This window comes from Paenibacillus sp. JQZ6Y-1, from assembly GCF_040719145.1.
Lineage (GTDB): Bacteria > Bacillota > Bacilli > Paenibacillales > Paenibacillaceae > Saccharibacillus > Saccharibacillus kandeliae.
The window spans coordinates 2,723,479-2,749,935 of sequence record NZ_JBFDUZ010000001.1 but is presented as its reverse complement, the minus strand read 5'-3'; the positions used below and the strand labels follow the sequence as shown (position 1 = coordinate 2,749,935).

Sequence of the window (26,457 nt, the reverse complement as noted above, 5' to 3'; positions counted from 1 at the left end):
TCAAGGAGGCGAAAGCGATGGCTTTTGAAAATCCTGCAAGAGAAGAGATCAAAACCATTCTGGAGCAAACTGGTAATATTGCGGTTGTCGGTCTATCCGATAAAATGGATCGCACCTCTTATATGGTAGCAGCAGCGATGCAAAGTCGCGGCTACCGCATTATTCCGGTCAATCCCATGGCTGCGGGGCAGCAAATTCTGGGCGAGACCTGCTATGCGCAGCTTGCCGATGTGCCAGAGCCGATTGATATGGTCAATGTGTTCCGTCGCAGTGAATTTTGCGCGGATATTGCACGCGAAGCGGTGGAGGTCGGTGCATGTACCTTATGGCTGCAACTGGGTGTCGTTAATCAGGAGGCAGCACAGATCGCTCAGGAGAACGGTCTGAACATCATTATGGATCGTTGTATCAAGGTAGAAGAAGCAATTTTGCGTCCGGTACGTCAGTAAGTGTACGGACCCGATTGCATTCATCCATCTATGTCCATCTCAAATGGTCCCGAATAAGCTCATTTAGAACTGCTCTATAAGCTCATTTAGAACTGCTCCGGTAGGTAAGATGCCGGAGCAGTTTTCTTTTGGTATAAAGGATGGTTTGTTGGTATTGGACATGTGCATCGATCATCCACATATAGATGGTGTTTCGCAAACGCTTGCAAAGAAGCTTGAGCCGTCTAATTCAGGATTATAGAATGGTTTGCCAATAGCTTTGACAAAATCTGACCGACAGCGTACCATCAGGTATAGGAAGGGGGAAGGCGCGTTGAATTGGCTAGGTTCCCTGCAGCAGTTCGGCAGAGCAATCATGCTCCCTACGATGGTGCTTCCGGCTGCGGCGATTCTGCTCAGTGTAGGCGGATTACCGTGGTCGTCATGGGGCGTACCGATGGTTTCGGAAGTCGCTACCATCGCAGGACAGAGTATTTTTCATTATTTGCCTTTTATATTTGCAATCGGTGTCGCGCTTGGCCTTGCCAATCAGGAAGGACCAGCCGGACTGGCGGCTTTTGCCGGAATGGCTTTATATGATTATGTTGTAAAACATTTCAGTGATGCGCTGCTTCAGCCTTCTACCCTTATTGGGATCATTATCGGTGTGATTGCAGGAGCGGCATACAGGCGATTCAAAAATGTACGACTACCGGAGGCGATTCAGTTTTTTGGCGGCTCTCGGTTTGTTCTGCTGTTTATGGGGCTGTTTTCGTCGGTTTTTGCCTGCGTTATGCTCTGGCTCGCTCCGGTTCTTCAGCATGTGTTGAATGGACTGACTTGGGTACTATCAACGATGGGTGGATTCGGATTGTTTCTATATGGAGCGCTGTACCGGATCTTGTCTGCGTTCGGGCTGCATCATCTGCTCAACAATATCGTCTGGTTTCAGGTCGGCTCGTATGAAGCACACGGCGATGTGATTCAGGGCGATTTGCCGCGCTTTTTTAGCGGCGATCCGACAGCGGGAATTTATATGGCAGGCTTGTATCCGATTATGATGTTTGCATTGCCTGCGGCGGCGCTGGCGATTATTCATGAAGCACGCGAGGACCTCAAGCCTAAGGTGCATAAGACCTTTATGCGCGCGGCGCTGGTGTGCTTTTTGACCGGGGTATCGGAGCAGATTGAATTTGCGTTTCTGTTTGCGTCGCCAGGGTTGTTTGTTTTGCATATCGTGCTGTCTGGTCTGGCGATGTGGATTACGTATGCGCTGGATATTCATCACGGCTTCTCGTACTCTGCCGGAGTGATTGACTATGTACTCAATTATCATTTATCAACGAATGCCTGGTTGCTTATTCCGATTGGGCTTGTTTATGCCGTTATATATTATACGGTGTTTCGTTACGCCATCCGTACCTTCCGTATCCCGACACCGGGACGAGAGGAAGCGTCGACACTTGGGGACTGGGTGGGTAATATACCTTATCAGGCTCCATTGATTCTACAGGCGCTCGGCGGCAAGGAAAATGTCGTGCAGGTCGAGGCATGTATTACGCGTCTACGTCTGACAGTCGTTAATGATCGACTGCTGGATGGCAAAGCGCTGAAGGAGCTTGGTTCCGCTGGGCTGATCAAGCTGGGTGGCGGTAATGTGCAGATTGTATTCGGCACTTATTCCGAGCTGATTCGTGAGGAGATTCGTAAGCTGATGGAGCGCGATCTGTCACAGGTCAAATTCTGTGCACCTGTACAGGGTAAAATGATTCCGTTGACCGAGGTGCCGGATCAGATTTTTGCAGGCAAGCTGGTTGGGGAAGGAGTTGCCTTTGTACCGGACAGTGGAGAACTGGTATCACCGGTATCCGGCACGGTCATTCATCTGTATCCAACCATGCACGCACTCGGTATTCGTACCGTGGAGGGTGTGGAGATTTTGCTGCATATTGGGATTGATACATCCCAACTCAAAGGTAGCTTTGAAGCACATGTGGCAGCTGGTGATGTGATCGAGGCTGGGCAGCTATTAATCAAATTCGATCTAGATCATTTGCAAAAAAACGCACCGTCGCTTGCGACACCGATGGTTATTACGAACCCGGATCGCGTCAAATCATGGAGCTTTGCTCCATTTAAACAGGTGAAAAAAGGTCAGGGAACCGTAATGTCGGTCGTCTTGTACGACAAGAACGGTGGGGAGGAAAAAGCATGATTCATGGAGTTGCGGCCGCCGCAGGGGTGGCTATGGGCAAAGCATTTGTGCTGCCAACCTGGGAATGGGATGTGCCGGAGCAGAAGCTCGATGCGACCGATCTCACTCAGGAGTTTGAACGCTTGTATGAAGGGATTCGCACATCCAAGCATGAGATTGAATCGATGAAAACTGAATTTGCCGAAATTGCCGGTCCTGAGGAATCCAGCATCTTTGATGCGCATATTGCGATTCTGGAAGACCCGGAATTTATGAACGAAATCCGAGGCATTATCGAACGTCAGTACAAGGCGGCAGAGGTGGCGGTGCAGGAAGCAACCGACCATTTTGTTACCATGTTCGATCTGCTGGATGATGAATATATGAAGGAACGCGCTGCCGACATTAAGGATGTGGGTAATCGTCTACTCAAGCATCTGCTTGGTGCGCCCGAAGTGAAGCTGCCGACTGACAATCAGCCGTACATTTTGGTGGCAAAAGAGCTACCGCCGTCGCAACTGGTGCATCTCAATCCAGAGCATGTACTTGGCATTGTAACAATTATGGGCGGCAAAACGTCTCATTCTGCGATCATGTCGCGTGCGCTAGGCATTCCGCTTGTATCCGGTCTGGAAGGCGAGCTGGATAGCCTAATCCAAACGGGGCAAAAGGTGATTGTTGACGGCGATCAAGGTGTTGTATACGTCGATCCTGACCACGACACGCAGGAGCATTACAGCAAGCTGCGCCGTGAACAGCAGCAGCGAAAGCGTCAGCTGGAGCAGCTCATCGCGATTGATCCGATTACTCGCGACGGTGTCAGTATGCGTTTGTCTGCTAATATTAGCTCGCTCAAGGAATTGGAGATCGCTTTGCAAAATGGGGCAGAGGGCGTCGGTCTGTTCCGTACTGAATTTATGTATATGGATCGTAAGTCGCTGCCAAGCGAAGACGAGCAATTTCATATTTACCGTCAGGTCGCTGAGAAGGCAGGCGGACACCCAGTCGTTATTCGTACACTAGACATCGGTGGAGACAAGGAATTGGATTATTTTGAAGTGCCGGAAGAAGAGAATCCGTTTCTGGGCTATCGTGCTATTCGCATATGCTTGGATCAACCGGACATGTTCAAAACCCAGTTGTTATCCATCCTGCGTGCTAGCGCCTATGGTCAGGTGAAAATCATGTATCCAATGATCTCATCCGTAGAGGAGCTGCAACAGGCAAACCAACTGCTGAATATCGCCAAAAAAGAACTGGATCAACGCGGTGTAGCCTATGATCGCGAGATTCAAGTCGGCATCATGATCGAAGTTCCTGCTGCTGTAGCAATTGCTGATCTGCTCGCAGAGGAATGCGACTTTTTCAGTATTGGTAGTAATGATCTAGTGCAATACGTGCTTGCAGTGGACCGTATGAATGAGCATATCGCGCATATGTATACGCCGTATCATCCCGCTGTGCTGCGCATGCTGCGTACGACAGTGGAGGCAGCACGCGAGAATGGGATTCCCGTCAGTGTATGCGGCGAGATGGCAGGAGATGAGCGTTCTATCCCATTCTGGATGAATCTAGGGATTCGCCAGTTAAGTATGTCTCCGCAATCGCTGCTCAAAATCAAGCAATCTGTGCTGTATACGTCCGCCAGCGAATCTGCCCGACTAGCAGCGAACTGCATGAAGCTGCGCACGACTGCCGAGATTGAACGTGAATTGAATATTTACGTCAAAGCATTGCATGCTAGCATGTCGCCCGATCAGAAGCTAGCATCACTCGCTCCATAACCTACATGAGTTCTTGTATCTCATTGCTATCAAACTATAGGTCTTGAGCGTGTCCAATCAATAAACAGATGCACCAAAAAGACCTTTCATTGAGAAAGGTCTTCTTGGTGCATCATTTTCAATCCACTACTCTTATACAACGCCAATCAACCATATACCATATCGCTACTGATGTTACACAGAGAGTTTTTTCTGAAAAATGAATATTACCTATATTCAATCACTCACCAGCAAGCGCATCACAGAACGCTTTGCCATATGGCGGCAAATCTGGTGGACGGCGAGCGGAGATAATATGTCCATCGACAACAACCGCTTCATCCTTCCAGATCGCTCCGGCATTTTCCATATCATCGCGAATACCTGGCGTCGATGTAACCGTCACCCCATCCAGAATCTTCGCCGAGATCAATACCCAGCCTGCATGACAAATCTGCCCGATCGGCTTGCGTGCTTCATGCATCTCACGTACCAGCTCCAACACCTTCGGATACCGACGCAGCTTATCCGGCGCCCAACCACCCGGCACGAGAATCCCATCATAATCACTGCTGTTCAGCTCATCAAAGCTATACTCTGCTTCCGCAGGCACGCCATACTTGCCAATATACTTTTTCCCCTTCTCCGCACCAGCCAGATGCACCTCTGCACCTTCCTCACGTACCCGATACACCGGCACCCACAATTCCAAATCCTCAAATTCCTCATCCACCAGCGCAATAACCTTTTTACCCGCCAATCTCATCATATATCACCCTTTCTCCATCTATTCATAGCCCTATACCTTGCCATTGTAACAAATTCATCAATCCCGTTCAAAACGACCAATTCATTCCCTACACATATCTTAGCTCCCAAACTCAACCCCCAATTTTCTAAAACTCTACATATCCTCCCCTAAATTCAACCCTAATCCGCTCAACCAAAATCCCTCAAACTAAAACATAACCTCAAAAATACCCTAAACTCCATTCTTTACCTACCGCCCACCACACAGAAACAGGGCTTGCACGGAGCGGAGGGAGAGGGAGAATGATTTTGGGCGCCTTTGAAGGGTGGAGTTTTTACCGCCTTCTTACCTTCCATCATAAAAACTCCACCCTTCACCCAAGCCCAAAATCATTTCCCACTCCCGCAGCGCCCCTTCACAACCGCGTATTCTGAAAACACCATGAAACTTACAATTCCCCTTAAAGTCCGAAAAAAGCGGTAACATTGACAAAAAAATAGATTTTTCAGCCTGTTTTTGATAAGATACTTATGATAGTTGATTATGAAAACGTTCTTACATTTAATACAGCAAAAGGGGATGTGTGGGTAATGGCAAATGTGAACGAACTGAAAACGATAGAACAACTGAATGAAGCTCTGGATCATACCGCACAAAAGCCGCTTCTTGTCTTCAAACATAGTACTCGTTGTCCAATCAGTGCAGGTGCATATCAGCAATTTCAATCGTATTTGAGCGAACAGCCAAGTGAGGATGTAGACTACAGCCTGATCTATGTCGTGGAAAATCGCGATGTATCGCTGGCAGCTGCTGATACACTGAATGTGAAACATGAATCACCGCAAGTTATTCTAGTGAAAGATGGCGCACCGGTCTGGGATACCTCCCATTCACGTATCACAGCAAGTGCATTGCGTGAAGCGCTCTCCTGAATACAGCGCATATGATTGCATAGCCCAATGATTTAGCGTATTATGAATGTAAATGAAAATTTGAGAAATTTTTTGAAAATGTAACGAAAATTTAATGATAATGGAGAGAAGGAACGTGACAGTAACTATTTACGATGTAGCACGCGAAGCTGGCGTCTCAATGGCTACCGTATCCCGTGTAGTCAACAACAATCCGAATGTAAAGCCACAAACCCGTAAAAAGGTGTATGAAGCGATCGAGCGTCTGGGCTATCGTCCAAATGCCGTAGCTCGTGGTCTGGCAAGTAAAAAAACAACCACAGTTGGTGTGGTTATTCCCGATATTTCCAATTCGATTTTTGCAGAAATCGCTCGCGGTATCGAGGATATCGCCAATATGTATCATTACAATATTATCCTTTGTAATGCCGACAAGAAGAAAGAAAAAGAAATCCGCGTCGTGAACACACTGCTGGAAAAGCAAGTGGACGGTCTGTTGTTCATGGGTGGTACAGTAACCGAAGATCATCTGCAAGCGTTCCAAACAGCGGCAGTGCCGATCGTATTGTGCGCAACACGCGATGAAGAAGGTCTAATTCCTTCGGTCGATATCGACCACGAGCAGGCGGCATTTGATGCTGTAAATACACTGATTCGCCACGGTCACCGTGATATCGCTATGATCAGCGGCACACTGCAAGATCCGGCAAACGGTTACGCACGCTTCCAAGGCTACAAAAAAGCGCTTGAAGCTGCTAATATTGAGTACAAAGAAGACTGGGTACGTATCGGTAACTACCGTTATGAATCCGGCGTGGAAGCAATGAAATATTTCATCGGTCTGAAAAAACGCCCAACCGCTATTTTCGCTGCTACAGATGAAATGGCAATCGGTGCGATCCACAGTATCCAAGACGAAGGTCTGAAAGTACCGGACGATTTCTCCGTTATTTCCGTCGACAACATCCGTCTGGCATCCATGGTACGTCCACAGCTGACAACCGTTGCACAGCCGATGTATGATCTGGGTGCGGTAGCTATGCGTCTGTTAACCAAACTGATGAAAAAAGAAAACGTGGATAACTCCCGCGTTATTCTGCCACATGAAACGATCCTGCGTCTGTCCGTGAACCAACGCTAAGAGGTAGTATATTACCTGTTAGTCGTGGGTGATATGCGACAGACAGAATGATTACCGTATGGTCATTGTGACAACAAGAACTAAATAAGTGAGGGAAGGTAGGATGTAACCGAAGCGCGGTGTCGGTTAGGTCGCACTCTTATTTTCCAACCTACTCATAATGAATAAGAAAAGAGCAGCTATCCCAAAGGATACCTGCTCTTTTTGCGCACTCCATCAAAATGTACACTCCATAACAACGTGCACACCATCAGACGCGCATTTCATCATAACGCGCACACATTACGATGTACATTCCATTATATACAAATAAAACCCACAGCCGAATGTACAGGCTGCGGGTTTATTCGTTATTTCAAACAATGAGTAAGCTGTCTTACATCACATCTACTGTTTGATTTGAACCGGTGACGATGGATTCGACGCTAGATCACCATTGACGGCGACGACGTAGAACCAGCCGCTTACCTTGGTTCCGATATTATACTGATACGAGGTGTCAGGCACATTGCCGACCAGACTGTAAGGTCCGCCATTTTTATGACTGAAATATACACGGTATCCGGTCGTCGTTTGCGATGGAGCCGACCAGCTTACATTGGCTGCCCCACCATCGGCAGGCTGCACGCTCACACCGGATGGTGCGCTTGGTGCGCCTGTGCCTTCATCTGGACTTGTACTGCCCTCGTCAGAGCCAGAACCCAGCTCACTACCACCCGGAACACCTTCTTCATTTTCTGGAATTACCGGTTCAGGAATCGCGCTATAGCCTGCGGCTTCGCTTGGTGCGGATTCATGTCCGCCCACGTCTACTGCGGTAACATAGAAGGATGTATCACCGTTGCCAGAGACAGTGGAGCTGAAGCCTCCTGTACCCAGCTGACCGGATTTCTGATACTGATACGAGCCATCGCCGCTAGAACGATACAGACGATAGCCAACAACATCACTTGATCCGCTACCATTAAACGTAATATAGGCACTGCCGCCATTAACGGACAGGCGCACATTGCTTGGCGACGATGGTGCACTACCATCATCTCGACGCGGATCGACCTGTGTCGGTGCATCGGCACCAGCATCTTCCGGTAGATAATGACTGAGCGAGTAACGATTGCCTCTCATTTTGGACAAGGCATTTTGCAGGTCTTTGATCAGCTGAGAAATAGGCATTTCCCGCTTCACCACCGTACGCTGGTTAACCATATCGTCTGGTGTGCTATCCTGCGGAATATAATTGACTCCGTTGTAGGTAATATACTTGGCATATGATACGCCATCATCGAAGTCTTTTGGAACAAATTTGCTGTTAAACAGATCGGTGACCAGCTTGCCGGAAGCGCGAGTTGCGCGGGTTGGCAATTTGCCGCTGTACCCTGATACGGTCTGACTGACAATACCATCCGGTCTACTGAACGAATCGGTCTTGAACAGCTGTGGATCACGGTCGGTCACTTTGTTCATAATCGTTGCCCAGATCGTACGTGCGCGCTTTTTGCCGTCTTCAGACAAGGTATTGACCGGCTCGCGGTAACCTGCCCACACGCCAAGCGTCACATCTGGGGTAAAGCCCATAAACCACACATCCGCATAGTTTTGCGTGGTTCCTGTTTTGCCAGCGATTGGAATCTTGCCATACTTGTTAAACAAGCTTTGCAGCGAGCGACCTGTACCATCTGAAGCAGAGATAACGGTACGTAGCATATCCGTCATCAGATATGCTGTTTGCTGCGAATAGACGCGCTGTGGATTCGCTTCATGCTGATACACCGTTTTACCGTAAGGATCAACGATTTTGGTGATCATATACGCATCATTGAATACACCTTTGTTCGGAATGGAACCGTAAGCGTTGGTCAATTCCTCTACAGTAACACCATATTTCAGACCACCGAGTACACCGGTTTGAGCCGAGTAATCTGCATCCTGAATCGTGGTGATTCCTAATTTTTTGGCAAATGCCCATGCCTTGTCGATCCCGACTTTGTTAATAAAGATCTTGAGTGCTGGCAGATTCAGCGATTCATTGAGCGCTGTCCGTGCCGTCACAAGACCTTGATAACGTCCGTTGGCATTGCCCGGAATGTGGAAGCCCTTGCTGCCGTCTTTTAAAATCATCGGCGCATCGTCCAGTATGCTGGCAGGCTGTACCACACCACTGTCAAGTCCCGGTAGATAAGCGGCGATAGGCTTCATCGCCGAACCCGGCTGACGCGTCATCTGCGTCGCATAGTTCATTTGCTCTTCTTGGAAGCTTCTGCCTTCGATCATCCCGAGAATCGCGCCGGTTTTATGGTTGATCATCATGGCTGCGGTTTGTTCCTTGCCTTTGGTAGAGCTATCCGGTGAGAAGTTGCTACTATCTTCGGCAACTTCATGCATCGTATTGTAGATCGTTTTGTTGATTGTCGTATACACACGGTATCCGCCAGTCAGTAGCTTTTGCCGTGATTCCTCGAATAACGTGTTGTATTCCTCGGTCGATAGCTTGGATGTATCCAGATCTGGATTTTCCATTTTCATAACGACTTGTGCGCCTTGACGCTCTACTTCCATCATCAGATACGGATACGTGGAGTATGCTTTGGCAGTCGGCTTGGCAAGTGCGCCTTTGATGTCGAACGCTAGTGCCTCTGTGTACTGGCTATTCGTGATCTTGCCCAGGTCTTTCATCCGCTTCAACACTAGCTGTTGACGCTGTACAGCCCGTTTAAAGCCTTCTTCGTTGAACTTGCCACCGCTGCTGAATGCCGAGTAGGCACTTGGCAGTTGGGGCAAACCAGCGATATAAGCAGATTCGGCAATGTTCAGATCCAATGGATCGTTGACGCCGAAGATGCCTTTGGCAGCTGCCTTAATACCGAAAATATTGTAGCCGTTAGAACCTTTACCAAACGGCATTTTGTTCAAGTAGGCGGTCAATATTTCGTTTTTGGTCAAAAAGCGTTCAATGCGCATCGAAAGCAGCATTTCTTTGATTTTACGGTCATTGGTTTTGTCTGCACTCAAAAATACCCGTCTTGCCAACTGCTGGGTGAGTGTACTGCCGCCTGTCTGAACCGATTCATTCAGCACTTTTTGCTTCACGGCGCGCAGTGTACCGCTCATGTCCACACCCATATGTTCGTAGAAACGGTTATCTTCTATGGATATAATGGCATCAATAACGGTTTTTGGAATCTGATCATAAGTGACCAGACGTCGGTCTTCTTCGGTGCGCAACTGTCCTATTGGAGAAGCATCACTAAAGTAAGCGAATCCGGTAACGGCATTTTCATCAATCGCCTTCACAATTTGTTCTCGTGAACGCACCGGTTCGTCTTTTACAATGGAAGAGACGTAGCCCAGCATAAGTCCCCCACCAAACAGGCAAACCGTGATGCCGAAGATCATAATCCATTTAAAGGATGTCCAGATCTTGCGTCCCCAGGAACGGCCGCCGGAAGGCTTGGCAGGTTTTTTAGTCGGACGATTGTCCTTCTTTTCAGCCATGAAATTTCCCCCTTTTACCAGCCACTATTATAGCACAAAATACGAGTCAGCAATCAGTTTCTTCTGACCGATAAATGGCGATAGGCAAATAGTCCGACCCCTTTGCATTGACTTGCTGACATGGATATGATATAAAAAGGAATATCTTTTTTCAGTACAGCCAAATACAACAAAAGCTTGGAAAGACGCGCAGTAGAAGTGGAGATTCCCCTTGCAGAGAGCCGGTGGTTGGTGCAAACCGGTAGTGGCCTTCCTTTGAATTACACGTCTGGAGCTGTCCAGTACTCCCAGTGAACTGCATCTTTTACCTATGGGTAGAGAAACGCAGCGGTCACGGAGCAAGCTGGACCGGAATATCCATTCCGTTATGGTAATGAAGTGAGAATCGCTACTGCTTTGGATCGGTCAACTGCGAGTTGAACGCCAGATCGATATACCGATATCGGTTAGAGCAAAATAGCATTCTAATTAGGGTGGTAACGCGAGACCTGCTCGTCCCTTTGTTGGGGCGACAGGTTTTTTTTGCATGTCGTTTGCGACAAAGGATGGGGCGAACCATCGGCACACAGGTTCAATGTAGAGAATAGAGAGGATGTTTACAATGGCAAAATGGGAAGAATTAACGCCCGAACAACAAGCGGAGGTCAACCACCAGCTAAGCGTAATCAAGCGCGGTACAGTGGAAATCATACCGGAGGACGAACTGCGTAACAAAATCATCAAATCGCTACTGACGGGCAAACCGCTGAAAATCAAGCTAGGTCTTGATCCGTCCGCACCGGATATTCACGTCGGTCATACCGTTGTTCTGCAAAAGCTGCGCCAGTTTCAAGAGCTTGGTCACGTCGTACAATTGCTGATCGGTGACTTTACGGGACGAATCGGGGATCCAACCGGCAAATCGGAAACTCGTAAACAATTGACCGAAGAACAAGTCAAAGCCAATGCGGAAACGTACCAGAAGCAAATTAGCAAAATTCTCGATCCTGCCAAAACAACCGTGTACTTCAACTCCGAGTGGTTAAGCCCGATGAACTTTGCTGAGGTTGTCAATCTGGCTGCTAAAGTGACGGTAGCACGCATTATGGAGCGCGATGATTTCACCAAGCGTTTCCAAAATGGATTGCCGATCAGTATTCATGAATTCTTCTACCCGCTTATGCAAGGCATGGACTCGGTTGCTCTGGAAAGCGATATTGAGCTGGGCGGTACTGACCAGACGTTTAACGTATTAATGGGTCGTACACTGCAAAAAGAATACGGCAAAGAGCAACAGGTCGTAATCACGCTGCCACTGCTGGAAGGTCTAGATGGCGTTCAGAAAATGAGTAAAAGTCTGGGTAACTACATCGGTATCGACGAAGCTGCTAACGAAATCTACGGCAAAGCGATGAGTATTCCCGATGAGCTGATGGCGAAGTACTACGAGCTGGCAACTGATATTAGCAACGAAGAACTGGATGCTTTGAAAAAAGGTCTGGTGGACGGCAGCGTTCATCCACGCGATGCCAAAATGAATCTGGCGTACACCTTCGTACGCATGTACCACGATGAAGCAGCAGCAGAAGCGGCGAAGAATCATTTCGTAACGGTCTTCCAACAGCGCGCATTGCCAGATGATATTCAAGAAGTGAAGATCGAAGCGGATCAACTGACCGACGGAACGATTGGTTTGATCGACCTGATCAGCCTTCTCGGCTTTGCTGCTTCTAAAAGCGATGCACGACGCAGTATCCAGCAAGGTGCTGTGAAGATCAATGAAGAAAAAGTGGACGATGTCAATGCACAGATTACACCAGCAGAAGGTGACATCGTGCAGGTCGGCAAACGCAAATTTGCTAAACTGACTCTGTCTTAATAGTTTGCCAACATGAAGCGTCTCCCTAGCTGGGAGGCGCTTTTTTGCTGCCAATCCTCCCGTCAGCTATACAAAAACAATAAAATCATAAAAAAGTTATTATTTTTAGATAAAATATGGAATTTAAGCGAATGATTTGGTTAACAAAGATTAGTGTTGTTGTCGATATTGACGGTTAGATACCTATTCATATAATACGGGGGGATACGTATGTTGTATTACCGTTTTCGCAGTATTAAAACAAGAACGATGGTTACACTGATTCCGATTGTACTCATTACATTGATTTTAATTAGCCTCGTATCATACGCATTTTCACGCAACGCATTGAGCCAACAGATTAACCAAAGCAGTCTAAAATCATTGCATCTTATCTCAGCTGATATTAACAGCCAATTGGCGAATCATTCTTCCTTTGCTTCGACGATGGCGGGTACAGCAGGTACATTGGGCAGTGAGATTCCGATTACACGATATGGGCAGTTAGCTACAGCTGATCTAGGCTATACGCCGTTTACGTATGGGATTGGCGTCTTTTTTGCCGATGGAGCATATGCATCGAATGTGAAATATCGTTCCATTTACGCGTATCGCGATAGTGGGAAGATTACAACGACCCAAAGCTATGATGCTGCCGATTATGATTATTTGAATCAGCCGTGGTATACCGGCAGTACAGCAGCAGCGGGCAAAGTGTTTTATACCGAGCCGTATTATGATAAAACATTGAATATTACATTGATTACAGCAGGGCAGGCTTTTTATAATGGCAATGGACAAATTGCAGGTGTGGCTACGGCCGATCTGGATTTGAGTAATATTGCCGCTACGGTTAGTCAGTTAAAGGTTGGCGATGGCGGTAGTGCTGTATTGTTAGACAAAAATGGTGCTGTACTGGCAAGCGGCAGCTCGCTGATCAAGCAGGGTCAACAGGCAGCAGAAGCGTTCGGCGATTCGTTGGCAAGTCGTATCCAGCAACAATCGCAAGGAGAGGGAGACTGGACAGCGGCTTCTGCCAATTATCATGTCGTATATGAGCAAATTGCACAGACAGGATGGAAGATGGCAATCCTGCTACCAACCGCAGAGATTGAGAAGCCGATGAATCAACTGCTTATGCTATTAGGTGCTGTCGGTATCATTGGGATCGTAATCATTCTTATCGCACTTTGGATCAATAACCGTGATCTGCTGCGGGAGATTGGCAATATTAGCGTGATAAGCCGTCATATGGCACAAGGCGATTATTCCCATCACATCGTCAGTCGTCGTAAGGATGAATTCGGTAGAATGTCTGCCGAGTTCAATCAGGTGATGGACAGCACCTCGTCCATCGTTAACACCTTGCGAGACGAAGCAGAGCTGATTCGTCGTTCTTCTAATCAATTGTCGACAGGCATGACACAAGCCGCGCAGGAAGCCCAATCCAATGTGAAGCAGATGGAGCAGATGCGACGTGGTGCAGAGATGCAGCTGACTTCTACTTCCGAAAGCACAACAGCGATGGAGGAAATGGCAATCGGTATTCAGCGCATTGCTGAATCTGTGCAGGAAGTTTCCGAAGCGACTCACGGCATTGATGCCAAAACCAAGCAGGGGAATGAACGCATTGTACATGTGAATCAGCAGATTCAGGTAGCACGCCAATCGCTGGATGAAGCAGGTAGTGTCATGCGCTCCTTGAACGAACGCTCCGTTCAGATCGGTGAAGTCATTCAGTTTATTCATGGTATTAGTGGACAAACGAAGCTGCTAGCACTGAATGCGTCGATTGAGGCGGCACGTGCTGGAGAGCATGGACGAGGCTTTGCTGTCGTGGCTTCCGAAATCGGCAAGCTAGCGGAGAGTGTCGGAGAATCCGCAGGACGTATCACTACCCAGATTGGCGAGATGCAGATTGAAACGCAATCGGCACTGCATGGGGTGGAGGAAGGCAATCGAGAGGTCGATGCAGGTCTTGTGATTTTGGATGAGATCAAACAGCGCTTTGCGACTATTCGGGACGATATTAGTCGGGTTGCTGATGAAGTGCAGGAGGTATCTTCGGCTTCGGAGCAGATGTCTGCCGGTTCGGAGCAGATCAGTGCGTCGCTTGGACAGCTTGCTGATATTGCCCGTGCTACCGCCGCATATGCCGATACAGCGCTCACCAATTCGCAAAATCAATTTCAATCGCTGGATAGCTTGAACAGCAACACCGATGATTTAACCGAAGTGAGCGACAAGCTGAACCAAATCATTGGTCAATTCCGCACAAAATAACTACCTGTGTATACAGAAATATAGCTATAGTGGCGAGTGTGAATAGAGGCAGACGATATGAGGTCACAGATAAGCAGATAGCGTATTCCTTTTCGATACTAGAAGGAATATCTATCTGCTTTTTGGTAGGAACATATTGCATGAAGAAAATGCTGCTATACACGGATTGAAACGTTTTTCCATCCAAAGTCCTACTTGAATAGACATGAAATGACAGAAAATTGCGTGAAAACCTACAGAAATTAGGGATTACGACCGATATATATAGATTGTGATGCTTATTTGAATCACTACATAGGATACAGAGGAGACACGATTATTTTGCGACAATTACAGTTTAGAAGTATTCAGGCTCGCACATTAAGCACATTGCTGCCTATTGTGCTGATTGTTGTTGTGCTGATTAGCCTGCTGGCGTATCAGTTTTCCAAACAGAAATTGAATGAGGAGATGGGGCATACAGCCAGCAGTACGCTGAACGGTGTTAGTTCCAGCATTACTGAACAGGTTTCGCGTAACTCATTGGTCGCTTCTTCGCTTGCTGATGCGGCGGGGCAAATTGCCAAAGGTATGACGATGGATGAATACGCTGCATTAACGGAGCGTTGGACAATGTTGAACAAGCTTACCCATGGCACAGGATTGTTTTTTGCATCAGATGCCTTTGATGATGGCAAAACGTATCATTCGGTCTATGCTTCGCGTGATGGCGATAATATTACGGCAAGCTTTGATTATGATGCAGCTTCGTATGATTATCTGAATCAGCCGTGGTATACTGGCACATTGGGCAATTGGGATAACATTTACTACACAGAACCGGAGCTAGATGAGGAGAGCAAGATTGAGATGATCACCGCCGGTAAAACGATTCGCAACAGCGATGGTCAGGCAATCGGCGTAGCAACGGCGGATTTTAGCATCAACAGTATTCAGGATTATGTGAATAATATGGACATCGGTAAAGTGGGACACACGCTGCTGCTCGATCGGGAAGGTCATGTGCTGGCAAGCAGTCAGCAGGGAATTACCGCTGGTCAAGCGATTGAAGGCAGTGATAATGATAACAAAGGTTCGCTGGCTACGGTGATGCAGCAGCCGAATGGTCATGTACCGCTTGTACTGGGTGGAGGACAATATACATTATACTTCCAAACGTTAAAGGATACGGGCTGGAAAACAGGGATTATTTTATCCGAATCGGAAATTCAAGAACCTGCAAAAGAAATGCTGAATACGCTGTTGATCATCGGCGGGATCAGTCTGATTCTACTGGCAGCAGCGATTTTGTGGAATAATCTAGGCATGACGCGTGAAATTAAAAAAGTCGTACACATGAGCCGCCGGATGGCAGTTGGGGATTATTCCGACCGTTTGCAGGTAACACGACGCGATGAATTTGGACAGATGGCGACGGAGTTCAACCGGATTCTTGATTCTACATCATCCATTTTGCGCCATCTAAACGATCAAGCGGTAAAAATCCAAACAACTGCTGCTGGTGTGGCAGAGGAATCAGGACGCAATGCCAATGTAGCGCGCCACAATGTGGAAGAGCTAGAGCAAATGGAACAAGGCTCTGCGACCCAACTGCAAGCAACCGACGAAAGTACAACAGCGATGGAAGAAATGGCGGTTGGTGTTCAACGGATTGCTGAATCGATTCAGGAAGTAGCTGATGCCGCTCAGCAAATGGAACAGAAAACGCAGGATGGCAACCAGCAACTGCACAAGGCTGTCCGCCAGATTGATTCCGCCAAACTTGTGATGGATGAAGGCGGCAAAATGGCGCGTTCTCTACATGAGCGTGCTCAACAAATCAACGGTATTATTGATGTGATTCAAGGCATCAACAAGCAGACAACCTTGCTGGCGCTGAATGCTTCGATTGAAGCTGCACGCGCAGGGGATGCCGGACGTGGATTCGGTGTCGTTGCCTCGGAGATTAGTAATCTGTCGACTAGCGTAGCCGAATCGACACGTATGATCACGACGCAAATTACCGCCATGCAGGAAGAAACAGCTATCGTACTAGCAGGCATGGAAAATGGCGCGAGTCGTGTAACCAAAGGAATGACTTCACTGGAAGAAACAAGCCGTCTGTTCGATTACATCAAACAAGATGTCGAGCAAATGTCTGCCGAGATTCAAGAAGTATCATCTGCCTCTGAGCAAATGTCCGCTGGAGCGCAGGAAATTACCGCTTCATTGGAAAATCTAGCTGATGTCGCTCGCAGTACGGCACAAAAAGCTGGCACAGCTACGGCACGATCAAGCGAGCAGCTGGAATCGCTTGATCGATTGGAGACTTCTGCGCAATCGCTGCATACCGTAGCCGATGCTTTGAATGAATTGATCGCTCGTTTCCAAACAGAAGCGGCAGCAGAATCTCCTGATACTGAAGCATCTATAGCAGACGGTCTGGACGAACATGCAGAGCCAGCACCTGTACAGGATGCTAACAGTGCTATGAATCAACAAGCGACCTCTTCGTCTAGAGCAGAAAAGACTGCCAATACAGATGAAACGACCTCTTTAACTTCAAACGATCCATCACAGCCTAAAGCAGGCTAATATACAGTCGATCCAGCTTGTCAGCAAGCTATATGCAAAAGGGCTGCTATACATGTAACCATGTATAGCAGCCTTTTGTATGTAGAAGGTATCGAAATGAACATGAATGATACATGGATACGCAGAGTGGATACTTTTCGGGCGCAGAACACGCGCATAGAAAAAACCGCCGGAAAGAATCCGGCGGTTTGATATTCGTTAAGATTAACGGTTGTACCACTCAACGATTTGTCTTTCGTCGATGTCTTGAGTCAGCTCAGCGCGCTCAGGCAGACGAACATATTTACCTTCAACTGCTGCTTCGTTGAATTCAACGTAAGCTACCAGATGAGTGCGGTTTTCCAGAGCTTCTTTAACGGAGCTCAGGCCACGGCTTCTTTCACGAAGACCGATAACATCGCCTGGTTTTACAGCGTAAGAAGCGATGTCTACTTTTTTACCGTTTACTGTAACGTGACCGTGGGAAACCAGTTGACGTGCACCCGGACGGCTGTTAGCGAAACCGATGCGGTAAACGAGGTTGTCCAGACGGCTTTCCAGCAGGAACAGGAAGTTCTCACCAGCGATACCCGGCAGTTTTTGTGCTTTGTTGAACAGAGTTGCGAATTGTTTTTCACCCAGACCGTACATGAAACGCAGTTTTTGTTTTTCTTGCAACTGCATACCGTAGTTGCTCATTTTTCTGCGTTGGTTAGGACCGTGTTGTCCCGGTGGGAAAGGGCGTTTCAATTCTTTACCAGTGCCGCTCAGGGAAATACCTACGCGACGGCTTAATTTAAATTTAGGACCAGTGTAACGTGCCATTTATAGCAAGCTCCTTTGAATTCAATATAGTTTTGGTTAATATCGGGGCTTTGGGTCTTTGATTCATGTTGCCGCGTTTTGTTTGTCGTGGGGCCGGATAGAAATGCCTCACTACTGATCGAAGAGTTCAGCCGCTGTCCAATCAGCAACAAAAAGCGTGAGGGTGAAACAACGTTACGCCCAAATCAGAATCTATCCATTCTTCATCAAGGATAAATTATATCGTATTCAAAATAGCAAAGTCAATGATTTTGGTTAATTATTTATTGATAATTTGTACACTGTTGCCGATATAAATGATAAAGCTGCTTATCTGTTTAACAAATCCCTGTTATGATTGTAAAATGAGCAAATATGATGCCGATTAGGGCGGATTGCATTCTATCATAAAAGAGGCAACGGAGCAGCATTTGGCTGTCATTACGTGTAGAAATTGGGGAGGCTTTTATGTCAAACAATTCGTGGAACTCGCCTGCGCAAAACTGGCGTACTGAAGATAAACTTACCTCTTATCCAGTAGTGCCCATTTCGGACGAGTCGTTCTGGCTGCAAAAAGTCGATATCACAGCCTCCGATTTCCCGCATATTGAACCACTGCTAGAGGAAGGACTAACAGACTGGCTCCAGCAAAATCGTTTGCTGCCTCAGGTGAGCAACGCACGCTGGTTTTTGCTGAATCATGAGCGCAGAATGATCGTAGCAGCTGCCGATCTGGAAGAGCCGCTGCGTGCTATCGTACAGCACACCGCAGCGCAAGCACTGCTCAATCATGCGCCATTCAGCGAAGTGATCAAACAAGAAAGCAAGTATACGCTTGTAGATTCCGTGGTAATGATTACGCCACTATATACACGCAATCATCAAGAATGCTTTGCGATGCTTGGATGTGTAAGCCCACCATCGTTTCCGTTGAGTACCGGAGAAATGCAGATGTTGGCGATGTTTTATACCTCGCTATTTTATAAAAGGTTTGAATATACGTATGTAGCGGATATGCTGTATTCAGCGACGGTGGTAGAGCGTGAAGCCCAGCGCCGCTCGGTGCTGTTTCAGGTAATTCAGCGTATGTATGATAAATTCGATATTCAGGAGCTGATTAGCGAGCTATTTGCTATTGTGGATCATATGTATCCGCAAATTCGCTTTGAGCTGCTGGTTGCTCAGGATAGCGAGAACAGCAATCCTCGTGTCAAACTGCTGCAATTGCAAAGCCCGCAGCAGGATATGTGTGTGCGCGCCTTTACAACTGGTGAAGTGGCGATTGAGGTGCATGAGCAGGCAGAAGGAACCTCTGATCAGATGGAGACTGCGATTCCATTGATGGGCAAACAGGGCGTATATGGTGTATTCCATTTGCTGTCCGACGTGCCGCTGGAAGAGGAAGACTTGGAACTGATGGTCGTTATTGCCGAGGCGGCGGGACGTACCTTTGAGAATGCGAAGCTGTATGAGCAATCCAAGATGATGAATGAGGATTTGCGTCTGATCAATGACATTTCCCGCAGATTGAATCAGAATTTGCAGCTTGGTCAGATTTTCAAGTTTGCCGCTGAGGAGCTGCTGCGTATTTTCCAAGCGGATTATGTGGTCGTGATGTATTTGAATCCAGAAACGGACTGCTTTGAAGTGATGGATGGTAACGTGGAATCGCTGCAAAGCGGAGTGGTTGATAAAAATGAAGGATTGAGCGGTCTTATTTATCGTAATCGCGAGCCGATCATTTTGTCTGATTATTGCAACGAGCATCAGACAGAGTCGATCTTTATGCGTGAGTCGGGTGCATGTTCATTGATCGCTTCGCCGATGATGGGCGGCGGCGAGGTGAATGGAGCCATCTATCTTGGTCATAAGGACAAGCATTACTTTTCCTATGATAACTTCAAGCTATTACAGGTCATTACGACGCATATCGGTTTGGCAGTATCCAATGCCGCACTGCATGCGGAACTGAGCCGAATGGCAAGTAAGGATGCGTTAACTGGATTGTACCAGCGCCGCTATTTGGACGAATCGATCAAAAATTATCAAAATGCAACCTATAGTGGTTCGTTGCTGATGGTGGATATCGACAAATTTAAAGCGGTCAACGACACGTATGGTCATCAGACGGGCGACGAAGTGCTCAAGCAGGTCAGCAAAGTGGTACAGCAGCAGATTCGTGATGGCGATATTGCGGCACGCTGGGGCGGCGAAGAGCTGGCAGTATATTTGCCACAGGTGGATAAAGGTCGTGCGCAGTTTATCGCTGAGCGTATCCGTATTGCCGTTTCTGAGGAAACCGATCCGCATGTTACCGTATCATGCGGCATTGCGGACTGGAACTGGAAGGACAAAGAGGTCAGCGTCGAATCACTATTCTACCGCGCCGATCGGGCATTATATCAGGCGAAGAATAGCGGACGTGATCAGGTATGTGTGGATTCTAGCTTGAGAGCATAACGGTAGAGCAGGGTAGAACGTTGTAGCAGAATATATTCTGTAAAGACTCTTCTCTGTAGAATATATTCACTGCATGGATTTTGTCACATCTATGAACAAAATAGCTCCTATCATTACTGGACTGTTGCTAACGCACATGTCCACCAATCGTTTGAATAACCAACCGCCACTTATTGCTGTTCGCAGCAGAGGTGGCGGTTTTATATTTCATGTCCATTATAGTGAAGAGAGTTCATTATAGTGAAGAACGATGATTTTCGCATAAATATTCCTTGAATGAAAGACAACTTATCTAACATCGTGGTACACTTATCGGTGAATAATTAACCGTTGTTCAAAAACAAGGAGAGGAAGATATAGCATGCAGGACCCTAGAGTGAAAGTACTTGCCAGAAATCTGGTTCAGTATTCCATTGATGTACAACCCGGAGAAAACGTACTGGTCGAAATGATCGGCACTGAGCGTGATCTGTTGAATGCCGTTATTCATGAAGTTGGAGCGCGCGGAGGGAATGTATTCGTACAGCTGACTGACCGTAAAGTACAACGCGCTATGCTGATGAACGCTACAGAAGATAGCCTGCGCACATGGGCAGCATTGGATCTGGAGCGTATGAAGCAAATGCAAGGCTATATCGGCATCCGTGCAGGCGAGAATATCAACGATCTGTCTGATGTACCGGATGACAAACAAAAGCTGTACAATCGCCTGTATCAGCATGTGGTACATAGCGAGCAGCGTGTGAAGCATACCAAATGGGTCGTACTGCGTTATCCAAACGCCAGCATGGCACAATTGGCAGGTATGAGCACCGAAGCATTTGAAGACTTCTACTTCGATGTCTGCAACTTGGATTATGCGAAAATGGATAAAGCCCAAGATGCACTCCAACAACTGATGGAACGTACAGACAAAGTACGTCTCGTTGCTCCGAACACCGATCTGACCTTCTCGATCAAAGACATCGGCGCCAAAAAATGCTCTGGTCATCGCAATATTCCAGATGGCGAAGTATTCAGTGCACCAGTACGCGATTCGATTAATGGTACGATCACGTACAACACGCCAACGGTATACAACGGCACGAGCTTTGAAAATATCAGCTTCCGTTTTGAACATGGCCAAATCGTTGAAGCAACAAGCAATGACAATGATAAGCTGAACAATATTCTAGATTCCGACGAGGGCGCACGTTATATCGGCGAATTCGCAATCGGCTTCAACCCACATATTCTGCATCCGATGAACGACATTCTGTTTGACGAGAAGATCGCAGGCAGCTTCCACTTCACACCGGGTCAAGCGTATGAAGAAACCGATAATGGCAATCGCTCATCGATTCACTGGGATCTGGTATTGATCCAGCGTCCAGAATATGGCGGCGGCGAGATTTATTTTGATGATGTACTGATTCGTAAGGACGGTATCTTCGTGATTCCAGAACTGGAAGCACTCAATCCAGACAACCTGAAATAAGGATTGTTTAACCAAACCAGCATCGCCGCAATATAATGCTATTCCGGCAGTCAAGTCTATGAAAAAAAGGGGTATATATGTAGCAGGGACGCGTTTTCAAGGTGTCTGCGCATATATCCTCTTTTTCATAGGATAGGCGCAAGAAAGCAGTTGCATAAGAAAGCGTATTCATTTATGATGGTATGGAAAACTTGTTTACAGCATAACCAGATGGTAGGAGGGATTATTATGGCAACAAGCAACACAAACAATGCAGCTGTGGTGGAAATCGCTCAGACTGCGGGCCAGTTCACATCATCAATCGTACTGCAATATGAAACCAAATTCATCGATGTGAAAAGCATCCTTGGACTGTTCACTACACTGGTAGCGAACCACGAGTATGAACTGCATGTTCATGGTCCAGATGAAGAGGCTGCCAAAGAAGCGGTTACTGCCGTTTTTGAAAAACACGGTCTGCGTGTGAAGCTCGCCGACAACTAAGAATTGCTGAGATGCTGCCTTTCCACGGGAAGGCAGCATTTTCCTATTTCCGGGCGGAATGGGCGCAACCCCATTATTTCAAATATAAGATATTATCATTGTATTTCGCGTGAGGTTCTTGTATTGGCTTCGGATTTCGTCTAATATTAGGAGTAGTAATGGCCGAGAGTTCGTGAACATAGGGGGGAAGAACATGACTTCATCTGATCTGCAAGAGCAGTTGAATATAAAAGCATTAAATCTTCTGCAAGAAGATGCACATAAAATTGAAAAACTGATTGAAATCCAGATGGAGAATCTGGACACTCGGTATTGTCCTCTCTATGAGGAAGTGCTGGATACACAGGTATACGGTTTTTCCAAGGAAGTCGATTTTGCGATTCGTGCAGGTCTAGTGTCCGAACCTGTAGGAAAGCAGCTAATTAGCAGCTTAGAGCGCAATCTGTCCGTCCTGTATGAAGCGATGAATAATAAGACACAGTCTGCTGAGTAGGAACTGTGAATCACATAGAGATGCCTGTACCCCAATGTTGGAGTACAGGCATTTTTTGTTGCGTATTCGGTTGTGTTGCATATTCGATAGTATGAATAAAATAACCGGATAGTAGAGTATTCAGACCATATAGAAGGATACGCCGAGAATGATATATACCACCATCAGCAATGTACCTTCATACCAGTTGGTAGAGCCATCTTGAATGATGGATTTGGCAATGAAGACGGAGACCATAATCGCCACCAGTTCCAGTGTAGTGAATACAATATCCATCGTGTTGCCGAGGAAGAAGCTGACGAATACGAGTACTGGTGCGACGAACAGAGCAATTTGCAAACTACTGCCAACGGCAATTTCGACGGAAGCGCCGATTTTATTTTTCATGGCCAGCAGAATTGCTGCACTATGCTCAGCCGCATTACCGATAATCGCTACAACAAATGCCCCGACAAACAGTTCGCTAAAGCCAAAGCTTTCGGTGAACGTTTCCAGCGTACCAACGAGCCATTCACTGACAAATGCCGTCATCACCGTAGCGATCAGCAGATACAAGATGGAGCGACCTTTGGTCCAAGCGGGTTCTTCTTCATGCTCACCCCCGTCACCCTTCGGCGTCTGCACATCGGCGAGATAATTTTTGTGCGTAACCATGGAAAAGATCAACCAAGCGATATACGCCAGAATGAGCAATCCCGCTACGATCAGGCTAAGCACATTCAATTGGGGATGTGTAATCGAGTGTGTATTCAGGAATAGCGCCGGTACGAACAAGGCGATTACCGCCACAATCATCAATGAGCCGTTCATATTGGCTAACGCCACATTGAAGTTCTGTACCTTGTGCTTCAATCCGCCTGCGAAAATACTCAAGCCGAGCACGAGTAGCAGATTACCGATAATGGAACCGGTCAGACTCGCTTTGACCATATCGTATAATCCTTCGCGCAACAGCATGATCGCGATGATCAATTCCGCCGCATTCCCGAATGTCGCATTCAGAAATCCGCCCAGCCGTTGACCGGCGTAATGGGCAACACTTTCTGTCGCACGTCCAAGAAATCCGGCGACCAGCACGACGGCAATAGCCGAGAAGATAAACTGGACGATCGGATGAAAGCCGGCATAATGGGCAATGGCGCTGAGTACGAAGAAGATTGCAAGCAGAATGGTAGATAAATGCTTTTTCATATTGCCACCTCACTATGTAAATTCTTAAACAATATACCCAATATACCTAGTAAAGTAAACGTTTTGCGGTAATTGGAATCGGTAACGAAATATTAATTTTGAATATAAGCGCCAGATGCAATAAAATAGAGAGGTAATCATTATGCGATTTGAGCCTGTGTTCAATGTAGGGCAGCTATTCAAATCCAGAGGAGGATGGGCATGACCGAATCATTACAATTAGAGATGGGCACCATAAAAATTGCCGATGACGTCGTCGCAAAAGTGGCGGGCATGGCCGCGCTGGAAACACCCGGAATCGCTGCGATGTCCGGCGGCTTGTCAGAAGGCTTTGCCAAGCGTCTGAGTGGTAAAAACGTACAGAAGGGCGTAACCGTAGAAGTGGGTCAGCTAGAAGCTGCCATTGATTTGCGTATTATCGTTTTGTACGAAACACCGATTCATGAAGTATGCCGGATGTTGCAGCAGAATGTTCGCGAAGCGGTAGAGAACTTGACCGGACTGAAAGTGGTTGAGGTCAATGTAAAAGTAGAAGGCGTTGCTTTCAAGGATGAGTTGGTCGAGCTGGACAAGCTCAAAGGCGCAGGCAATCATTTCAAAGTACTATAAGCCGTTATACGGACGGGGAACAGGTCTTGCCTGATAAGAACAGGTCTATGATATAACGAGGAAACAGCAATAGTAAGGATACAAAAAAGGAACAGCTGGATTATTCCGCTGTTCCTTTTTGTTATGGCTATGGATGATTGTGTTTTATTTCATGCGCATGGAGATGGACTGTCGGCGAGTCGTACGTTCGTTGCCGGAAGCTTTTTGCTCCGCCAGCGCGCGATTGGTTTCACGCGAGATACTCAGCATGATACCCATACTCAACATCATAACCATCAGTGAGGTACCACCATAACTAATAAATGGAAGTGGAACCCCGGTTAGTGGGATCGTATTCGTAACACCGCCGATATTGATGAATGCCTGAATCGCAAACAATCCCATAATCCCGACACCGACAAGCGTACCGAAAATATCAGGGCAGCGTAATGCAATCCAGACGCCCCGAATAATAAAGTAGGCATAAACCAGCAAGAATAATGTCGTCCCAACAAAGCCAAATTCTTCACCGATGACGGAGAAAATAAAGTCATTGTACGGGTTCGGCAGATAATGCAGCTTTTGAATACTTTGACCAAAGCCAGAGCCGGTAAATCCGCCCTGTCCAATCGCAGTCAGCGACTGAATTAGGTTGTAGCCAGCGCCCTGTGGATCGGAAAACGGGTTAAGGAACGTCTGAATCCGGTCTGCCCGATAGTTGGAGGACGATGCCTGATCGCTGTCATGACTAAGCAGCGCCTTGCCGCCTAGCACGAGCGCCATTGCCAATACGAGTAGCAGCAATGAACCCATAATATGCTTCATGCTCGCGCCACCTACATAGATGATCAGACCCGCAGTTGCTACTAGAATCATACAAGTACCCAGATCGGGCTGTAGCATGATTAGACCAGCGACTAAACCGACAATGAACATAACCGGAATATAACCGGAACGCAGATCGCGGAATTTCTCACCCTTTTTGGCGATTAGTGCGGATAGATACAAAATGACCGCCAGCTTGGCAAATTCACCCGGCTGCAAGGATAGACCGCCAATTTTGATCCAACTGCGCGCACCGTTAATATGCGCACCAGCGATCAGTACGACCACCAAGAGGAAGATCGTAAACAGAAAGAAAGGCGCAAACCATTTTTTGTATTTACTATAATGTGCCTTCATAGCAAAAAACATACCGACCAGACCAATAAAGGCAAACATCAGATGCTTTTTGGTGAAATACATCGAATCGTAATCAAATGATTTACTTGTAAAGGTCAGACTGGAGCTGGCACTGAATACCATCAGAATGCCAAAGCCGACCAGAATCAGCGTAAGCACCAATAATTGAAAATCCGGTGCACCCTGCTTCAGCACTTTGCGTTCAGGCTGAGCGGGATTAGGAATATTGCGCACATTGCTGCGACTGTTGCCACCATTGCGGTAACGGTCTGCCAGACTTTGCGATTGGTTGGAGCGTGAAGCCGATTGTCTCATTTTATTCATGATGTATCCCCGATAACGGAACGGATATGTACAAATGGAATGAGTAGTGAGCAGAATGGAAATGCGTGCTCGTCATGTACAAATCCCCCCTCTTATAAATTA

Annotated in this window: 18 protein-coding genes and 1 other annotated feature; of the genes, 13 read left to right on the top strand and 5 right to left on the bottom strand. The window is 47.1% G+C overall.

Translation table 11 applies throughout. From position 1 onward, the window contains the following. Nucleotides 1-17 precede the first annotated feature (17 nt). The 3 genes from ABXR35_RS11740 (at nt 18) to ptsP (ending at nt 4,406) form a co-directional block, all read left to right on the top strand. Entirely contained in the window at nt 18-449 is a 432-nt protein-coding gene (locus ABXR35_RS11740; RefSeq protein ID WP_367059912.1) for a CoA-binding protein, read from the top strand. 313 nt (nt 450-762) lie between these two features. Beyond that, nucleotides 763-2,643 (top strand): glucose PTS transporter subunit IIA, encoded by a 1,881-nt coding sequence (locus ABXR35_RS11735; protein ID WP_367059909.1) that lies wholly within the window; start codon nt 763-765, stop codon nt 2,641-2,643. After that, nucleotides 2,640-4,406, top strand: coding sequence for a phosphoenolpyruvate--protein phosphotransferase (gene ptsP, locus ABXR35_RS11730; protein ID WP_367059906.1), 1,767 nt, complete (start codon nt 2,640-2,642; stop codon nt 4,404-4,406). Before ABXR35_RS11735 ends, ptsP begins: the two co-directional genes overlap by 4 nt. A gap of 220 nt (nt 4,407-4,626) precedes the next feature. Here the strand turns inward: ptsP and ABXR35_RS11725 are convergent, their stop codons facing one another. Continuing rightward, on the bottom strand, nt 4,627-5,154 hold the full coding sequence (locus ABXR35_RS11725; protein WP_367059903.1) for a type 1 glutamine amidotransferase domain-containing protein: 528 nt from the start codon (nt 5,152-5,154) through the stop codon (nt 4,627-4,629). Nucleotides 5,155-5,726: 572 nt separating this feature from the next. Between ABXR35_RS11725 and ytxJ the strand changes: the two genes are divergently transcribed. Both ytxJ and ccpA read left to right on the top strand, forming a co-directional pair. Next, nucleotides 5,727-6,068, top strand: coding sequence for a bacillithiol system redox-active protein YtxJ (ytxJ, locus tag ABXR35_RS11720; RefSeq protein ID WP_367059900.1), 342 nt, complete (start codon nt 5,727-5,729; stop codon nt 6,066-6,068). Nucleotides 6,069-6,183: 115 nt separating this feature from the next. Further along, complete coding sequence (gene ccpA, locus ABXR35_RS11715; RefSeq protein WP_367059897.1) at nt 6,184-7,188, top strand: catabolite control protein A; 1,005 nt, start codon at nt 6,184-6,186, stop codon at nt 7,186-7,188. Between the two features lie 387 nt (nt 7,189-7,575). Here ccpA and ABXR35_RS11710 read toward each other — a convergent pair whose 3' ends face one another. Further along, on the bottom strand, nt 7,576-10,680 hold the full coding sequence (locus tag ABXR35_RS11710) for a transglycosylase domain-containing protein (RefSeq protein WP_367059894.1): 3,105 nt from the start codon (nt 10,678-10,680) through the stop codon (nt 7,576-7,578). A 169-nt stretch (nt 10,681-10,849) separates the two neighbouring features. After that, nucleotides 10,850-11,183 (top strand) — a binding site (T-box leader). A gap of 98 nt (nt 11,184-11,281) precedes the next feature. On the opposite strand from ABXR35_RS11710, the gene tyrS reads away from it, so the two are divergent. The 3 genes from tyrS (at nt 11,282) to ABXR35_RS11695 (ending at nt 17,374) form a co-directional block, all read left to right on the top strand. Next, nucleotides 11,282-12,538 (top strand): tyrosine--tRNA ligase, encoded by a 1,257-nt coding sequence (gene tyrS / locus ABXR35_RS11705; RefSeq protein WP_367059891.1) that lies wholly within the window; start codon nt 11,282-11,284, stop codon nt 12,536-12,538. A gap of 210 nt (nt 12,539-12,748) precedes the next feature. Further along, nucleotides 12,749-14,800, top strand: coding sequence for a methyl-accepting chemotaxis protein (locus tag ABXR35_RS11700; protein ID WP_367059888.1), 2,052 nt, complete (start codon nt 12,749-12,751; stop codon nt 14,798-14,800). Between the two features lie 321 nt (nt 14,801-15,121). Continuing rightward, nucleotides 15,122-17,374, top strand: coding sequence for a methyl-accepting chemotaxis protein (locus ABXR35_RS11695; protein WP_367059885.1), 2,253 nt, complete (start codon nt 15,122-15,124; stop codon nt 17,372-17,374). A gap of 204 nt (nt 17,375-17,578) precedes the next feature. Here the strand turns inward: ABXR35_RS11695 and rpsD are convergent, their stop codons facing one another. Further along, complete coding sequence (gene rpsD / locus ABXR35_RS11690) at nt 17,579-18,178, bottom strand: 30S ribosomal protein S4 (RefSeq protein ID WP_367059882.1); 600 nt, start codon at nt 18,176-18,178, stop codon at nt 17,579-17,581. Nucleotides 18,179-18,625: 447 nt separating this feature from the next. On the opposite strand from rpsD, the gene ABXR35_RS11685 reads away from it, so the two are divergent. The 4 genes from ABXR35_RS11685 (at nt 18,626) to ABXR35_RS11670 (ending at nt 23,070) form a co-directional block, all read left to right on the top strand. Further along, a complete protein-coding gene (locus tag ABXR35_RS11685; protein WP_367059879.1) occupies nt 18,626-20,617 on the top strand; it encodes a diguanylate cyclase in 1,992 nt (663 codons plus the stop codon). Nucleotides 20,618-20,978: 361 nt separating this feature from the next. Beyond that, on the top strand, nt 20,979-22,094 hold the full coding sequence (locus tag ABXR35_RS11680; protein WP_367059876.1) for an aminopeptidase: 1,116 nt from the start codon (nt 20,979-20,981) through the stop codon (nt 22,092-22,094). Nucleotides 22,095-22,322: 228 nt separating this feature from the next. Continuing rightward, complete coding sequence (locus tag ABXR35_RS11675; RefSeq protein WP_367059873.1) at nt 22,323-22,577, top strand: HPr family phosphocarrier protein; 255 nt, start codon at nt 22,323-22,325, stop codon at nt 22,575-22,577. A 193-nt stretch (nt 22,578-22,770) separates the two neighbouring features. Then, the gene (locus tag ABXR35_RS11670) at nt 22,771-23,070 is read left to right on the top strand and encodes an Fpa/YlaN family protein (RefSeq protein WP_367059870.1); all 300 of its coding nucleotides are present in this window, start codon (nt 22,771-22,773) and stop codon (nt 23,068-23,070) included. 120 nt (nt 23,071-23,190) lie between these two features. Here ABXR35_RS11670 and cax read toward each other — a convergent pair whose 3' ends face one another. Beyond that, on the bottom strand, nt 23,191-24,261 hold the full coding sequence (gene cax, locus ABXR35_RS11665; RefSeq protein WP_367059867.1) for a calcium/proton exchanger: 1,071 nt from the start codon (nt 24,259-24,261) through the stop codon (nt 23,191-23,193). Between the two features lie 201 nt (nt 24,262-24,462). Here cax and ABXR35_RS11660 point away from each other — a divergent pair, with 201 nt between their 5' ends. After that, nucleotides 24,463-24,870, top strand: coding sequence for an Asp23/Gls24 family envelope stress response protein (locus ABXR35_RS11660; protein WP_367059864.1), 408 nt, complete (start codon nt 24,463-24,465; stop codon nt 24,868-24,870). A 144-nt stretch (nt 24,871-25,014) separates the two neighbouring features. On the opposite strand, the gene ftsW is transcribed toward ABXR35_RS11660, so the two are convergent. Beyond that, nucleotides 25,015-26,355, bottom strand: a complete 1,341-nt coding sequence (gene ftsW, locus ABXR35_RS11655; RefSeq protein WP_367059861.1) for a putative lipid II flippase FtsW — start codon at nt 26,353-26,355, stop codon at nt 25,015-25,017. Between the last annotated feature and the right edge of the window lie 102 nt (nt 26,356-26,457).

Bases quoted from the DNA above. Each gene is read 5' to 3' on its own strand.
- ABXR35_RS11740 (WP_367059912.1), top strand. From the start codon at position 18: ATGGCTTTTGAAAATCCTGCAAGAGAAGAGATCAAAACCATTCTGGAG.
- ptsP (WP_367059906.1), top strand. From the start codon at position 2,640: ATGATTCATGGAGTTGCGGCCGCCGCAGGGGTGGCTATGGGCAAAGCA.
- ABXR35_RS11725 (WP_367059903.1), bottom strand. From the start codon at position 5,154: ATGATGAGATTGGCGGGTAAAAAGGTTATTGCGCTGGTGGATGAGGAA.
- ytxJ (WP_367059900.1), top strand. From the start codon at position 5,727: ATGGCAAATGTGAACGAACTGAAAACGATAGAACAACTGAATGAAGCT.
- ABXR35_RS11710 (WP_367059894.1), bottom strand. From the start codon at position 10,680: ATGGCTGAAAAGAAGGACAATCGTCCGACTAAAAAACCTGCCAAGCCT.
- tyrS (WP_367059891.1), top strand. From the start codon at position 11,282: ATGGCAAAATGGGAAGAATTAACGCCCGAACAACAAGCGGAGGTCAAC.
- ABXR35_RS11700 (WP_367059888.1), top strand. From the start codon at position 12,749: ATGTTGTATTACCGTTTTCGCAGTATTAAAACAAGAACGATGGTTACA.
- rpsD (WP_367059882.1), bottom strand. From the start codon at position 18,178: ATGGCACGTTACACTGGTCCTAAATTTAAATTAAGCCGTCGCGTAGGT.
- ABXR35_RS11685 (WP_367059879.1), top strand. From the start codon at position 18,626: ATGTCAAACAATTCGTGGAACTCGCCTGCGCAAAACTGGCGTACTGAA.
- ABXR35_RS11680 (WP_367059876.1), top strand. From the start codon at position 20,979: ATGCAGGACCCTAGAGTGAAAGTACTTGCCAGAAATCTGGTTCAGTAT.
- ABXR35_RS11675 (WP_367059873.1), top strand. From the start codon at position 22,323: ATGGCAACAAGCAACACAAACAATGCAGCTGTGGTGGAAATCGCTCAG.
- ABXR35_RS11670 (WP_367059870.1), top strand. From the start codon at position 22,771: ATGACTTCATCTGATCTGCAAGAGCAGTTGAATATAAAAGCATTAAAT.
- cax (WP_367059867.1), bottom strand. From the start codon at position 24,261: ATGAAAAAGCATTTATCTACCATTCTGCTTGCAATCTTCTTCGTACTC.
- ABXR35_RS11660 (WP_367059864.1), top strand. From the start codon at position 24,463: ATGACCGAATCATTACAATTAGAGATGGGCACCATAAAAATTGCCGAT.
- ftsW (WP_367059861.1), bottom strand. From the start codon at position 26,355: ATGAATAAAATGAGACAATCGGCTTCACGCTCCAACCAATCGCAAAGT.